Raw genomic sequence first — 14,490 nt, 5'->3', positions numbered from 1 at the left:
CTGTTTACCCCATAAACAGAGGGAGGCTTTCGCCTCCCTTTTTTATGCGTCTTTGGTTGTTCCCGGCACACGGGAGACAGGAACAGGAAGCCAGGCGCGAATCGACAGCCCACCGCGTTCGCTGGTGCCGATTTCCAGCATGCCGTTATGGTTATCGATGATGCGCTGCACGATCGCCAGGCCCAGACCGGTACCGCTGGTACTGCGGGCACTGTCGCCGCGTACAAACGGCTGGAACAGATGCTTACGCTGCTCCGGCTTGATGCCCGGACCATCATCCTCGACCTGGAACCAGGCGCGATGTGGCTCTGTGCCACTGCTAACCTTAATCCAGCCATTACCATAGCGGGCAGCATTGACCACCATATTGGCAACCGCGCGTTTGATCGACAGCGGATGCATCTTCACCTGAATGAGGCCAGGCTGCAGCGCGGTATCAATCTCACGTTCATAACCGCTTTCTGCCGCAACGACTTCTCCTAACACCGCGTTCAGATCCGCCATCTCCATCGGCATCTCCTGCCCGGTGCGCAGATAGTCGATAAACTGTTCGATAATGGCGTTACACTCTTCGATGTCCTTATTGATGGACTCCGCAAGGTAGCCGTCTTCTTCCCCCATCATCTCGGTCGCCAGGCGGATACGCGTCAGCGGCGTACGTAAATCATGGCTCACCCCGGCCATCAGCAACGTTCGGTCATCGGCCAGCTGCTTCACGCCCGCCGCCATATGGTTGAAGGCTCGGGTCACCGAGCGCACCTCAGAGGCACCATATTCGCGCAGTGGCGGCGGAATAATGCCTTTACCCACCTGCAACGCCGCATGTTCCAGATCCACCAACGGCCGGTTCTGGATACGAATAAACAGCCATGCACCACCGATTGCCAGCAGCATGATCGCCAGCGTATAGCGGAACAGCGGCGAGAAATCGCCCTGATGAATTTCAGTGAGAGGAACGCGAACCCAGATATTCGGAGACAGCCAGGTTTTCAGCCACACGACCGGCGAGCTTTTGTTGACCTCAACGCGAACTTCCGTTGGGCCGCCCAGCTGCTGCGCCATCTGATGACTTAAGAATTCATAGTGCTGCGCCCAACGCAACCCCGCCTCTTCAGCGGCTTCGTTGGAATAGAGGGAAATCCCCAGCTCACGGTAAATTTCCCGGCGGAATGCGGGAGGCACGACCAGTTGCGTGCCGTCCTCCAGCTGCAGTTTATCGGTCATCAGCATACGGACTTCGTAAGCCAGGACCTTATTAAACTGCTGGAGGCTCGGCAGGATCGCGAAGTTCAGCACCACCAGATAAGTCGTCACCAGGCTGGCGAACAGCAAGGTGACGATGAGCAATAACGTGCGAGCAAACGAACTTCGTGGCGAGAAGCGCATTCGCCTCATGCTTTAGAACCGTCCGGGACAAAGACGTAGCCCAGACCCCATACGGTCTGAATATAACGTGGATGTGCCGGATCTTCTTCCACCATACGACGCAGACGGGAAATCTGCACGTCAATAGAACGTTCCATCGCGGAGTACTCGCGACCACGGGCCAGGTTCATCAGCTTATCACGGGACAACGGCTCACGCGGGTGACTGACCAACGCTTTCAGCACGGCAAATTCACCGCTGGTCAGCGGCATAGGTTCATCTTCACGGAACATCTCACGGGTGCCGAGGTTCAGTTTGAACTTACCAAAAGCGATAACCGCTTCTTCCTGAGACGGCGCGCCCGGCAGTTCATTTGCCTGACGACGCAGTACGGCACGAATACGCGCCAACAGTTCGCGCGGGTTAAACGGTTTCGGGATATAGTCGTCAGCGCCGATTTCCAGCCCAACGATACGGTCAACCTCTTCCCCCTTCGCCGTCACCATGATGATCGGCATTGGGTTGCTCTGGCTACGCAGGCGGCGGCAAATCGACAGACCATCTTCACCTGGCAGCATCAAATCCAGTACCATAAGGTGGAAGGATTCACGGGTCAGCAGACGATCCATCTGCTCAGCGTTTGCGACGCTTCGAACCTGGAAGCCCTGCTCGGTCAGATAACGTTCCAGTAGCGCGCGCAGGCGCATGTCGTCATCGACCACCAGAATCTTATAGTTCTCTTGCATTGTTATTACTCCCAAAGGTTCGCAACAATTGTAAGTGTGTATTCTTAAGAAAGCTCACCTGAGTAACCAGCAAATTCTGGTATGAATTCCAGGCTAAATTGTTACAAAGCATATTAAACAGCAGCTTAAGTATACAATGTTTCTCGTAATACATTATTTATTCTGTTGATATGCTCACGTAATACCAATTGTGCGCATCATCACAGAATCAAGGTAAAACAATAAGATGAAAACGCCCCTGATAACCCGTGAAGGGTATGAAAAACTCAAACAAGAGCTGAATTACCTCTGGCGTGAAGAGCGCCCGGAAGTCACCAAGAAAGTGACCTGGGCCGCCAGTCTGGGTGACCGCAGCGAAAACGCTGACTACCAGTATAATAAAAAGCGCCTGCGCGAGATCGACAGACGCGTCCGTTATTTGACCAAGTGCATGGAGAATCTAAAAATTGTCGATTACTCCCCTCAGCAGGAAGGAAAAGTGTTCTTTGGCGCATGGGTTGAGATTGAAAATGATGACGGCGACATCCGCAAATTTCGCATTGTCGGCTACGATGAAATCTTTGGCCGTAAGGATTACATCTCTATCGACTCACCGATGGCGCGCGCCCTGCTCAAAAAAGAGGTCGGCGATCTCGCGGTAGTGAACACCCCTGGCGGAGAAGCAAGCTGGTACGTGAATGAGATTGAGTACGTTAAATAAGACGGAACAATCCGAAGCCCCTGCTGATGGCTGGCATTTTTGCCAGTCAATCCGTATAACTATCCCCTGATTTTTATCCTAAAGACGAAGCTATCCATGATGAATGATTCTTTCTGCCGCATTATCGCAGGTGAAATTCAGGCTCGTGCTGAACAGGTAGAAGCTGCCGTTCGCCTGCTTGATGAAGGGAACACCGTGCCGTTTATCGCACGTTATCGTAAGGAAATCACCGGCGGTCTGGATGACACGCAGCTGCGTAATCTGGAGACCCGTCTGGGATATCTGCGGGAACTGGAAGACCGCCGTCAGGCGATCCTCAAATCTATCGGCGAGCAAGGCAAACTGACCGACGATCTGGCCAAAGCGATCAACGGCACGTTAAGTAAGACCGAACTCGAAGACCTCTACCTGCCGTACAAACCTAAACGCCGCACCCGTGGGCAAATCGCCATTGAAGCGGGTCTTGAGCCGCTGGCCGACCTGCTGTGGAACGATCCCTCTCACGACCCAGAAACCGAAGCAGCCAAATACATCAATGCCGAAAACGGCGTGGCGGATACCAAAGCGGCGCTCGACGGCGCGCGCTACATTCTGATGGAGCGTTTTGCCGAAGACGCCGCGCTGCTGGCAAAAGTCCGTGATTACCTGTGGAAGAACGCCCATCTGGTTTCCATCGTAGTGAGCGGGAAAGAAGACGAAGGCGCCAAATTCCGCGACTACTTCGATCACCACGAACCTATTTCCACCGTTCCTTCTCACCGAGCACTGGCGATGTTCCGCGGGCGTAACGAAGGCGTGCTGCAGCTTTCTCTGAATGCTGACCCGCAGTTCGATGAGCCTCCAAAAGAGAGCCACGGCGAGCAGATTATCCGCGATCATCTGGGTCTGCGCCTGAACAACGCGCCGGCGGACAGCTGGCGTAAAGGCGTTGTCAGCTGGACATGGCGCATCAAAGTGCTGATGCACCTCGAAACCGAACTGATGGGCACCGTGCGCGAACGTGCGGAAGATGAGGCCATTAACGTCTTTGCCCGCAACCTGCACGACCTGCTGATGGCCGCTCCGGCCGGGTTGCGTGCCACTATGGGTCTCGATCCTGGTCTGCGTACCGGTGTGAAGGTCGCGGTTGTTGACGGGACCGGCAAGCTGGTGGCGACCGACACCATTTATCCCCATACCGGACAGGCAGCCAAAGCCGCCGTTGCGGTGGCCGCGCTGTGCGAAAAATACAACGTTGAGCTGGTGGCGATTGGCAACGGTACCGCATCGCGTGAGACCGAACGCTTCTTCCTCGACGTGCAGAAACAGTTCCCGAAAGTGACCGCACAAAAAGTGATCGTCAGCGAAGCCGGGGCCTCGGTGTACTCTGCTTCTGAACTGGCGGCACTGGAGTTCCCGGATCTCGACGTTTCCCTGCGCGGTGCGGTGTCTATTGCCCGCCGTCTGCAGGATCCGCTGGCCGAGCTGGTGAAAATCGACCCGAAATCGATCGGTGTCGGCCAGTACCAGCACGACGTTAGCCAGACCCAGCTTGCCCGTAAATTGGATGCGGTAGTCGAGGACTGCGTAAACGCCGTCGGCGTTGATCTGAATACCGCCTCCGTGCCGCTGTTGACTCGCGTAGCCGGTTTAACCCGCATGATGGCGCAGAACATTGTTGCCTGGCGTGATGAGAACGGTCAGTTCCAGAACCGTCAACAGTTGCTAAAAGTCAGCCGTCTGGGGCCTAAAGCCTTTGAGCAGTGCGCGGGCTTCCTGCGCATTAACCACGGCGATAACCCGCTGGATGCCTCAACCGTTCACCCGGAAGCCTATCCGATAGTGGAACGCATTCTGGCCGCCACCGAGCAGTCGCTGCGCGACCTGATGGGCAACAGCACCGAATTGCGTAACCTGAAAGCAGCCGACTTTACCGACGAGCGCTTCGGGGTGCCGACCGTAACCGACATCATCAAAGAGCTGGAAAAACCGGGTCGTGACCCGCGTCCTGAGTTCAAAACCGCACAGTTTGCTGACGGCGTAGAAACCATGAACGATCTGCTGCCGGGCATGATTCTGGAAGGCGCAGTCACCAACGTCACCAACTTTGGTGCGTTTGTCGATATCGGCGTTCATCAGGACGGTCTGGTGCATATCTCCTCGTTATCGAACAAATTCGTTGAAGACCCGCACACCGTGGTAAAAGCCGGCGACATTGTGAAAGTGAAAGTGCTGGAGGTTGATCTACCGCGTAAGCGTATCGCCCTGACCATGCGTCTGGACGAACAGCCGGGTGAAACCAATGCCCGTCGCGGCGGCGGTGGCAACAACGAGCGCACACAGGTTAACCGCCCGGCGCCTAAAGCCGCAAAACCCCGTGGTCGTGAAGCGCAGTCAGCCGGTAACAGTGCGATGATGGATGCACTGGCGGCGGCAATGGGTAAAAAGCGCTAGTGTGACGCGTGTGCCGGATGGCGGTGTAAACACCTTAGCCGGCCAACTTGTCGTTATTAATTTGTAGGCCGGATAAGACGCGCGAGCGTTGCCATCCGGCCTATTTAATATATTTATCGCTTTCCGTCACAATATATTTATCACTTTATTAACAGCTGAAACCTTAATTAAACATTAATAAATTCCAATAGTTTCTCCCTCGAATCATTCATGTCAGACCTGAATAAATGTTGAGCCATATCAAAATTGACTCAAATTATTCGCCAATCCAACATTCCGTCACATTTATTCTATTGATGATAGAAACCATTCTCATTATCATTGTTTTGTTGATTATTTACTCTTTCCTTCGTTGGCTAATCATCTGGTCTCATGCCGCCTTTCGCCCCATGAGGTAATCATCCAGTTAGCGAGATATAAGTAGGTCCCTATGCAATTCACTCCAGACACTGCTTGGAAAATTACCGGTTTTTCTCGTGATATCAGCCCGGCGTACCGGCAGAAGCTCTTGTCGCTCGGCATGCTGCCAGGCTCATCGTTCAATGTGGTTCGCGTCGCCCCATTAGGCGATCCTATCCATATTGAAACACGCCGAGTCAGCCTGGTGTTGCGGAAAAAAGATCTGGCGTTATTAGAAGTGGAAGCGGTTTCCTGTTAATACAGTGAGTCTATAAAAATGAAAAAACTAACCATTGGTTTAATTGGTAATCCTAATTCCGGCAAGACAACATTATTCAATCAGCTTACCGGCGCGCGTCAGCGTGTGGGTAACTGGGCTGGCGTTACCGTTGAGCGCAAAGAAGGTCATTTCTCGACAACTGACCATCAGGTTACGCTGGTGGATTTACCCGGCACCTATTCTTTGACGACAATCTCATCGCAGACCTCCCTCGATGAGCAAATTGCCTGTCACTATATCTTAAGCGGCGACGCTGACCTGCTGATCAACGTGGTTGATGCCTCAAACCTCGAGCGTAACCTCTACCTGACGCTGCAACTGCTTGAACTGGGGATCCCCTGCATCGTCGCGCTGAACATGCTGGACATTGCTGAGAAGCAGCAAATCCGGATTGATATCGACGCCCTTTCCGCCCGTCTGGGCTGCCCGGTGGTGCCGCTGGTCTCAACCCGTGGTCGCGGGATTGAAGCACTGAAGCTGGCTATCGATCGCTACAAAGAAAACGACACCGTCGAGCTGGTACATTATGCCCAACCGCTGCTGCGTGAAGCCGAGTCTCTGGCTGACGCGATGGCCAAAGAGATGCCGCAGCAACAACGTCGCTGGCTCGGTCTGCAGATGCTGGAAGGCGATATCTACAGCCGCGCCTACGCGGGTGATGCGGCACAAAATCTGGATGCCGCGCTGACTCGCCTGAGTGAAACAATGGACGATCCGGCGCTGCATATTGCTGATGCACGTTACCAGTGCATTGCCGCCATCTGCGATACCGTCAGCAACACCCTGACCGCAGAGCCAAGCCGCTTCACCACCGCGGTCGATAAGGTCGTACTTAACCGCTTCCTCGGCCTGCCAGTATTTCTGTTCGTGATGTACCTGATGTTCCTGCTCGCCATTAACATCGGTGGCGCGCTGCAGCCGCTGTTTGACGTCGGTTCCGTGGCACTCTTTATCCATGGTATTCAGTGGATTGGCTACACCCTGCACTTCCCGGACTGGTTAACCATCTTCCTGGCGCAGGGTCTTGGCGGCGGGATTAACACCGTGCTGCCGCTGGTGCCGCAAATCGGCATGATGTACCTGTTCCTCTCGTTCCTCGAAGACTCCGGCTATATGGCGCGTGCTGCGTTTGTGATGGATCGTTTGATGCAGGCACTGGGATTACCGGGTAAATCGTTTGTCCCGCTAATTGTCGGCTTCGGCTGTAACGTCCCTTCCGTGATGGGCGCACGCACGCTGGATGCACCGCGTGAACGTCTGATGACCATCATGATGGCGCCGTTTATGTCCTGCGGTGCGCGTCTGGCGATTTTCGCCGTGTTTGCTGCGGCGTTCTTTGGCCAGAACGGCGCGCTGGCCGTCTTCTCATTGTACGTACTGGGTATCGTCATGGCGGTACTGACCGGCCTGATGCTCAAGCACACCATTATGCGTGGCGAAGCCACACCGTTCGTGATGGAGCTGCCGGTTTACCATGTACCGCACGTTAAAAGCCTGGTCATTCAGACCTGGCAGCGGCTGAAAGGCTTTGTCCTGCGCGCCGGTAAAGTCATCATCATCGTCAGTATTTTCCTCAGCGCGTTTAACAGTTTCTCCCTGAGCGGAAAAATCGTCGATAACATCAACGACTCGGCGCTGGCGTCCGTCAGTCGCGTAATCACCCCTATCTTCAAACCGATTGGCGTACACGAAGATAACTGGCAGGCCACCGTGGGTCTGTTCACCGGAGCCATGGCAAAAGAAGTGGTTGTCGGTACGCTGAATACGCTCTATACCGCAGAAAATATTCAGGAAGAAGAGTTCAACCCAGCCGAGTTCAACCTCGGTGACGAGTTGGCAGGTGCGCTGGGTGAAACCTGGCAAAGTCTGAAAGACACCTTCAGCCTGAGCGTGCTGGCTAACCCTATCGAAGCCAGCAAAGGCGACGGTGAGATGGCAACCGGCGCAATGGGCGTGATGGGTGCGAAGTTCGGCAGCGCCGCCGCCGCGTACAGTTACCTGATTTTCGTGCTGCTGTATGTTCCGTGCATTTCGGTAATGGGCGCTATTGCTCGTGAATCCAGCCGTGGCTGGATGGGCTTCTCCATTCTGTGGGGACTGAACATCGCCTACTCTCTGTCGACGCTGTTTTACCAGACGGTCAGCTACAAAGAGCATCCGACCTACAGTCTGGTGTGCATTTTAACCGTCATTCTGTTTAACATCGTGCTGCTGGGAATGCTGCGCCGCGCACGCAGTCGGGTAGATATCGAACTGCTGGCGACCAATAAGACGCCAGGTTCCTGCTGTGCCAGCACCACCGGCGATTGCCACTAGGCGGTGAATGATGGCATCGCTTATTCAGGTACGTGATTTACTGGCTCTGCGGGGGCGTATGGAGGCAACACAAATCAGCCATACGCTGCACACCCCGCAGCCGATGATTGACGCCATGCTGAATCAGTTAGAACAGATGGGTAAAGCCGTGCGTATTCAGGAAGATGCCGACGGGTGTCTTTCTGGAAGCTGCAAGAGTTGCCCTGAAGGGAAAGCCTGTCTGCGCGAGTGGTGGGCATTGCGCTAACCTGTTGCAATAGGCCGGATGGCGCTACACTTATCCGGCCTACAAATAGCCCCCAATCCCCGAGCGGGATACGGCGCTAGATCTGCTGCTTCAACGCCACCAGCGCGGCACAGAACTCAGCAGGATGCGAAATAAACGGCGCATGTGCCGCTTTGGCGAATATCAACGACTCACTCTGCGGCCACAGTGCATCCAGCATCGGCACGACTTTACGCGGCACCAGACCATCGAGATAGCCGTACAAACGCAGGAACGGCATGTCCAGGGCGCAGAGCGGCTCACGCAGGTCGACCGTTTTCAGGATCTCCAGCCCACCATTCAGCACCGCCACATCCGGCATCGGTAACGCCAGCACCGTTTTCTTCAGCGCTCGCGCATCCTGACGCGCCGTCTCCGTCCCCATCGTTTGCAGTGCCAGGAAACGCTCCACCGTCCGCTGGAAGTCTTCGCTAAGCTGCTGCTGGAAGCCCGCCAGCACTTCGGGCTTAATACCAGGCCACTCATCGCGTGCGCTAAAGCATGGCGAAGAGGCGACGGTAACCAGCGCCTGCACGCGCTCAGGATGGGTCAACGCCACCTGACTCGCCACCAATCCGCCCAGACTCCAGCCCAGCCAGATGGCTTTCTCCGGAGCCTGTTGCAAAACGCACTCCGCCATTTCTTCCAGCGGCATCGCACCAAAACCCTGACTGCGCCCAAATCCCGGTAAATCAACCAGGTGCAGCGTAAAATGCGAGCTTAATTCCTCACTTATGCAATGCCAGACTTCCGCATTCAGTCCCCATCCGTGCAGCAGCACAAGATGGCAATTTCCCGAACCCCGGGTCTGCCACCAGATGTCATTCATCAGTTACTGTTCTCTTTTGACCAACAAGGATGAACCTATGCTAACAGTACCAGGATTGTGCTGGCTATGCCGAATGCCGTTAATGCTCGGGCACTGGGGAATGTGTTCCGTTTGCACGCGTGCGACGTGTCAACATGTCTGCCTGTGCCCACAGTGCGGGCTGCCCGCCGCCCACCCCGATATTCCCTGCGGACGCTGCCTGCAAAAGCCGCCGCCGTGGCAGCGACTGATCGCGGTCAGTGACTACGTGCCACCGCTGAGCGGGCTTATCCACCAGCTGAAGTTTTCCCGGCGTAGTGACATCGCCCCCGCACTGTCGCGCTTGATGTTGCTGGAGGTATTGCAGGCTCGCCGTACCCGTGACCTTCCCCTGCCGGATCGGCTGATTAGCGTTCCACTCTGGCAACGCCGCCATTGGCGCAGGGGATTTAATCAAAGTGACTTACTGTGTCGCTCACTGGCACGCTGGCTGGGCTGCGACTGGGACGGTCAGGCCATCACACGAACTCGCCCCACCGCCACACAGCACCATCTCAGCGCCCGATTACGCAAACGCAACCTGAAAAATGCGTTTCGCCTTGAATTGCCGGTGCAGGGACTCCATATGGTTGTTGTGGATGATGTCGTCACTACCGGAAGTACCGTCGCGGAGATCGCGCAGCTGCTTTTACGCAACGGCGCGGCGACTGTCCAGGTATGGTGCCTGTGTCGAACCTTGTAGAGCCTCGATGATGGGCGTATTATAACCAAGTAAAATAGTCAACTATTAGGCCATTACTATGATCCATATTTCCGATGCTGCACAAGCGCACTTTGCCAAACTGTTGGCAAATCAGGAAGAAGGGACACAAATTCGCGTATTTGTGATTAATCCCGGCACGCCTAACGCTGAATGCGGCGTTTCTTATTGCCCGCCGGACGCCGTGGAAGCAACCGACACCGCCATTAAATTTGACCTGCTGACCGCTTACGTTGATGAACTGAGCGCACCGTACCTGGAAGAGGCAGAAATTGATTTTGTTACCGACCAGTTAGGCTCCCAGCTAACCCTGAAAGCACCTAATGCTAAAATGCGTAAAGTGTCTGATGACGCACCGCTGATGGAACGCGTGGAGTACATGCTGCAGTCACAGATTAACCCACAGCTGGCTGGCCACGGTGGCCGTGTCTCCTTGATGGAAATCACCGACGAAGGCTACGCAATTCTGCAATTCGGTGGCGGCTGTAACGGCTGTTCAATGGTCGATGTCACACTGAAAGAAGGCATCGAGAAGCAGCTGCTGGCTGAATTCCCTGAGCTGAAAGGCGTTCGCGATTTGACCGAACACCAGCGCGGCGAGCACTCTTACTACTAGTATCCGTAGGCCCGATAAGACGCATCAGCGTCGTCATCGGGCATTGGTGCCGGATGGCAGCGTAAACGCGTTATCCGGCCTACACCCCTGCATTTCTCCGCATATGTCCTGCAACAACCCCCCTATAATTTGACCTGCCTCTCATAATTTAAATTTTGCCTGCCCAGGTGATTTTCAATCACTACATGTTACCCGTATCATTATCGCACGCACCTGGAACACTCATAACAGCCAGCTAAACTACGTAGTTTTGAAGGCAATCAGCATTGGTGCCGTAATAACTCTGTTCCCGGTCGGGACAATCAGAATTTGTCATCTAAACACTGACGTTACCCATAACAAAGTAAAGGCCAGGTAAATCATGCCATTAGTCATCGTTGCTATCGGTGTAATCTTGTTACTCCTCCTGATGATCCGTTTCAAAATGAACGGCTTCATCGCTCTCGTCCTGGTGGCGCTTGCTGTCGGATTGATGCAAGGGATGCCACTGGATAAAGTCATCGGTTCAATTAAAGCCGGCGTCGGCGGAACCCTTGGTAGCCTCGCCCTGATTATGGGTTTTGGCGCCATGTTGGGCAAAATGCTGGCAGACTGCGGCGGTGCGCAACGTATTGCCACCACGCTGATTGCTAAATTCGGCAAAAAGCACATCCAGTGGGCCGTGGTATTAACCGGCTTCACCGTGGGCTTTGCGCTGTTCTACGAAGTGGGCTTCGTGCTGATGCTGCCGCTGGTATTCACCATCGCTGCCGCCGCGAACATCCCGCTGCTGTATGTCGGTGTGCCAATGGCCGCTGCGCTGTCTGTGACCCACGGCTTCTTGCCGCCACACCCGGGTCCGACCGCAATTGCCACCATTTTCCACGCCGATATGGGTAAAACCCTGCTGTTTGGTACGATTCTGGCGATCCCGACCGTTATTCTGGCGGGTCCGGTGTATGCGCGTTTCCTGAAGGGCATTGATAAGCCAATCCCGGAAGGTCTGTACAGCGCAAAAACCTTCACTGAAGAAGAAATGCCAGGCTTTGGCGTCAGCGTCTGGACCTCTCTGGTTCCGGTCGTGCTGATGGCGATGCGTGCTATCGCGGAGATGATCCTGCCGAAAGGCCATGCCTTCCTGCCGGTTGCAGAGTTCCTCGGTGACCCGGTTATGGCAACGCTGATTGCCGTTCTGATTGCGATGTTCACCTTTGGTCTGAACCGTGGACGTTCGATGGATCAGATTAACGACACGCTGGTGTCCTCCATCAAGATCATCGCAATGATGCTGCTGATTATCGGCGGTGGCGGTGCGTTCAAACAGGTACTGGTGGATAGCGGCGTCGACAAATACATCGCCTCTATGATGCATGAAACCAACGTCTCTCCGCTGCTGATGGCATGGTCAATTGCCGCTGTACTGCGTATCGCACTGGGTTCTGCTACCGTGGCAGCCATCACCGCAGGTGGGATTGTGGCACCGCTGATTGCAACGACCGGCGTGAGCCCTGAGCTGATGGTTATTGCAGTAGGCTCCGGCTCCGTCATCTTCTCCCACGTGAACGATCCGGGCTTCTGGCTGTTCAAGGAATACTTCAACCTGACCATCGGCGAGACCATCAAGTCATGGTCAATGCTGGAAACCATTATTTCGGTATGCGGTCTGGTAGGATGCCTGCTGCTAAATATGGCTATCTGATGTAAAAAAGCCGGGATTTTCCCGGCTTTTTTTACTTCTTCTTCGCGGCAGCTTTTCGCCGTTTGTCCAAATCCTTAATCAGCTTGTTCACCCCACCATCGGCAAACATCGCCTCAAGCGTCGTCGTCAGCTTACGCCGCCAGTTTTTGTACTGGTCGCTGGTCCCCGGAATATTGACCGGCTCCGCCATATCCAGCCAGTCCTCCGGCTGCAGGCCCAGTAGGGCGCTGTTGCTGTCGGCGATATAGCGCTGCATACCCCGGTTGAGGATCGGCTTCATCGACATCAACGACGCCTTGTGTCCGGCGCGTTTTGGCAGACAGCCGTATTTGTGCAGCGCATCCAACAGGCCCTGCTTCGCCAGTTCACGGTCCTGATACAACCCGCGCAGCACAACTTCATCCGGGTACAGCCCCAGCGTTTTACCGAGCGTCAGATCACCGCTGTCCCAATAGCCTTTAAGCGTAGGAAGGTCATGCGTCGCCGCGACTGCCATTGATTGTTCCGGGTACGCCTGCGGCGCGCGGAAGTTCTTCTCATGGTCATTCTCAAAATAGAGCACTTTGTAGGAATACACGCCGCTGTCACGCAGCTTGCTGACAATTTCTACCGGTACAGTACCCAGGTCTTCACCAATCACCATACAGTGATGACGTTGACTTTCCAGCGCCAGAATAGAAAGCAGGTCGTCGACCGGATAATGCACGTAGGCGCCGTGATCGGCGGTTTCGCCGTAGGGGATCCACCACAAACGCAGCATCGACATTACATGGTCAATACGCAGCGCCCCGCAGTTCTGCATATTGGCACGCAGCAGCTCGATAAACGGCTCATAGGCGCGCGCGGTGATGATATGCGGATCCATCGGCGGCAGGCCCCAGTTCTGACCGAGCGGACCAAGAATATCCGGCGGTGCACCAACGGACGCTTTCAGGCAGTACAGCTCACGGTCACACCAGGTTTCCGCCCCACCTTCTGCTACGCCGACCGCCAGATCGCGGTACAACCCGATAGGCATTGCAAAGCCCTGACTGGTTTCCCAACAGGCAGCAAACTGGGTATACGCCAGCCACTGTAGCCAGAGGTAGAAATCCACTTCATCGCGGTGCTCTGCGCAGAACTGTTTCACCGCCGGTGAGTCCACCGTCCGGAAGTCTTCCGGCCACGCAGGCCAACCCCAGCGCGACTCATCTTCTTTCACCTGATATGCATGCAGCGCGTCGAACGCCGCCTGCCAGTAAAGACTTTCACCTTCCTGAGCCACAAAACGACGGAATGCCGCCATCTGCTCATCATCACGCACGGAGAACCCTTTCCATGCCAGACGTAGCGCGGTCATCTTCAGCGTGGTCACTGTGGTGTAATCCACCCACTCGGCATCGCGGGCCTGTTGCAGAGCTTGCTGCGTGGCTGGCTTCTGCCACCAGCTCTGCGCCGCTTTGCTCAGACGGAAGTCCTCTACCGCATTCACATCAATGTAGATCACGTTCAACCAACGGCGCGAAGACGGGCTATACGGGCTGGCGCTCTCCGGGTTCGCCGGATACAGCGCGTGGATCGGGTTGAGGCCAATAAACGCCCCGCCGCGTTTAGCCACTTCCGGCAGCATCGCCTTCAGATCGCCAAAATCACCAATCCCCCAATTGTTCTCTGAACGCAGGGTATAAAGCTGGACGCAGGCACCCCACAGCTTTTGCCCGGCCAGCAGCGCCTGCGGCTCATAGCAACGTTTTGGCGCGACGATGATGCGGCAATGGCTGCGCGCTTCGTCCTGAGTCAGGGTGAGCGTGTGATACCCCTCCGGCAACTTCGCCGGAAGCTGAAAAGATTTACCGCCAGTGACATGCCCTTTGTGCTGCACACCGTCTTCGGTGGTCAGCAGCCAGCTAAATTCACCACTCCCTTCAACCGTCAGCGGCATTTTTTTGCCGACGGTATACACCATCACGTTTGGCACCGGAGTCACCGCCACTTTCGTGGCGGCGGTAGTACGATGCATGGCGTCAAGCAAACGCCGTTTGGTATCGGCGCCAATAGACTGCGGTTTACCGTGGGCATTAATGTAATTGGGGCTGATCCCCGCCGCCAGCGCGGCATTATCCAGACGTTTGCCTTCCATCGCGG

The 14,490-nt window shown here is 55.2% G+C and carries 12 protein-coding genes; 8 read left to right on the top strand and 4 right to left on the bottom strand.

Features of this window, described 5'->3' with window-relative positions; all coding sequences use genetic code 11:
* Positions 1-42: 42 nt before the first annotated feature.
* Both envZ and ompR read right to left on the bottom strand, forming a co-directional pair.
* Positions 43-1,395, bottom strand: coding sequence for a two-component system sensor histidine kinase EnvZ (envZ, locus tag M2374_RS16115; RefSeq protein WP_096759268.1), 1,353 nt, complete (start codon positions 1,393-1,395; stop codon positions 43-45).
* Entirely contained in the window at positions 1,392-2,111 is a 720-nt protein-coding gene (ompR, locus tag M2374_RS16110) for a two-component system response regulator OmpR (RefSeq protein ID WP_001157751.1), read from the bottom strand. The genes envZ and ompR overlap by 4 nt, the downstream gene beginning before the upstream one ends.
* Before the next feature lie 226 nt (positions 2,112-2,337).
* On the opposite strand from ompR, the gene greB reads away from it, so the two are divergent.
* From greB to feoC, 5 genes are all read left to right on the top strand, one after another.
* Positions 2,338-2,811 carry a transcription elongation factor GreB gene (gene greB / locus M2374_RS16105; RefSeq protein ID WP_003023524.1) on the top strand — a complete coding sequence of 158 codons (474 nt, stop codon included), beginning with the start codon at positions 2,338-2,340 and terminating at the stop codon, positions 2,809-2,811.
* Positions 2,812-2,907: 96 nt separating this feature from the next.
* The gene (locus tag M2374_RS16100; RefSeq protein ID WP_181688682.1) at positions 2,908-5,244 is read left to right on the top strand and encodes a Tex family protein; all 2,337 of its coding nucleotides are present in this window, start codon (positions 2,908-2,910) and stop codon (positions 5,242-5,244) included.
* A 430-nt stretch (positions 5,245-5,674) separates the two neighbouring features.
* The gene (gene feoA / locus M2374_RS16095; protein ID WP_115257296.1) at positions 5,675-5,902 is read left to right on the top strand and encodes a ferrous iron transporter A; all 228 of its coding nucleotides are present in this window, start codon (positions 5,675-5,677) and stop codon (positions 5,900-5,902) included.
* Between the two features lie 18 nt (positions 5,903-5,920).
* On the top strand, positions 5,921-8,239 hold the full coding sequence (gene feoB, locus M2374_RS16090) for a Fe(2+) transporter permease subunit FeoB (protein WP_115257295.1): 2,319 nt from the start codon (positions 5,921-5,923) through the stop codon (positions 8,237-8,239).
* Positions 8,240-8,249: 10 nt separating this feature from the next.
* On the top strand, positions 8,250-8,486 hold the full coding sequence (gene feoC / locus M2374_RS16085) for a [Fe-S]-dependent transcriptional repressor FeoC (RefSeq protein WP_096759504.1): 237 nt from the start codon (positions 8,250-8,252) through the stop codon (positions 8,484-8,486).
* Between the two features lie 76 nt (positions 8,487-8,562).
* Here feoC and bioH read toward each other — a convergent pair whose 3' ends face one another.
* A complete protein-coding gene (gene bioH / locus M2374_RS16080) occupies positions 8,563-9,333 on the bottom strand; it encodes a pimeloyl-ACP methyl ester esterase BioH (RefSeq protein ID WP_181618412.1) in 771 nt (256 codons plus the stop codon).
* 37 nt (positions 9,334-9,370) lie between these two features.
* On the opposite strand from bioH, the gene gntX reads away from it, so the two are divergent.
* The 3 genes from gntX to gntT all read left to right on the top strand — a co-directional run bounded on the left by gntX (position 9,371) and on the right by gntT (position 12,366).
* Entirely contained in the window at positions 9,371-10,054 is a 684-nt protein-coding gene (gntX, locus tag M2374_RS16075) for a DNA utilization protein GntX (protein WP_181506454.1), read from the top strand.
* A 58-nt stretch (positions 10,055-10,112) separates the two neighbouring features.
* Positions 10,113-10,688, top strand: a complete 576-nt coding sequence (gene nfuA, locus M2374_RS16070) for a Fe-S biogenesis protein NfuA (protein ID WP_096759262.1) — start codon at positions 10,113-10,115, stop codon at positions 10,686-10,688.
* A gap of 361 nt (positions 10,689-11,049) precedes the next feature.
* Positions 11,050-12,366 (top strand): gluconate transporter, encoded by a 1,317-nt coding sequence (gntT, locus tag M2374_RS16065; RefSeq protein WP_045448464.1) that lies wholly within the window; start codon positions 11,050-11,052, stop codon positions 12,364-12,366.
* A 31-nt stretch (positions 12,367-12,397) separates the two neighbouring features.
* Here the strand turns inward: gntT and malQ are convergent, their stop codons facing one another.
* Positions 12,398-14,485: a 4-alpha-glucanotransferase gene (malQ, locus tag M2374_RS16060; RefSeq protein ID WP_181688681.1), complete on the bottom strand. Its 2,088-nt coding sequence runs from the start codon at positions 14,483-14,485 to the stop codon at positions 12,398-12,400.
* Positions 14,486-14,490 lie beyond the last annotated feature (5 nt).

This window comes from Citrobacter sp. JUb117 (assembly GCF_024809055.1).
Lineage (GTDB): Bacteria > Pseudomonadota > Gammaproteobacteria > Enterobacterales > Enterobacteriaceae > Citrobacter > Citrobacter gillenii.
Note: the sequence above shows the minus strand (reverse complement) of the source record. Positions and strands in the feature narration are given on the sequence as shown.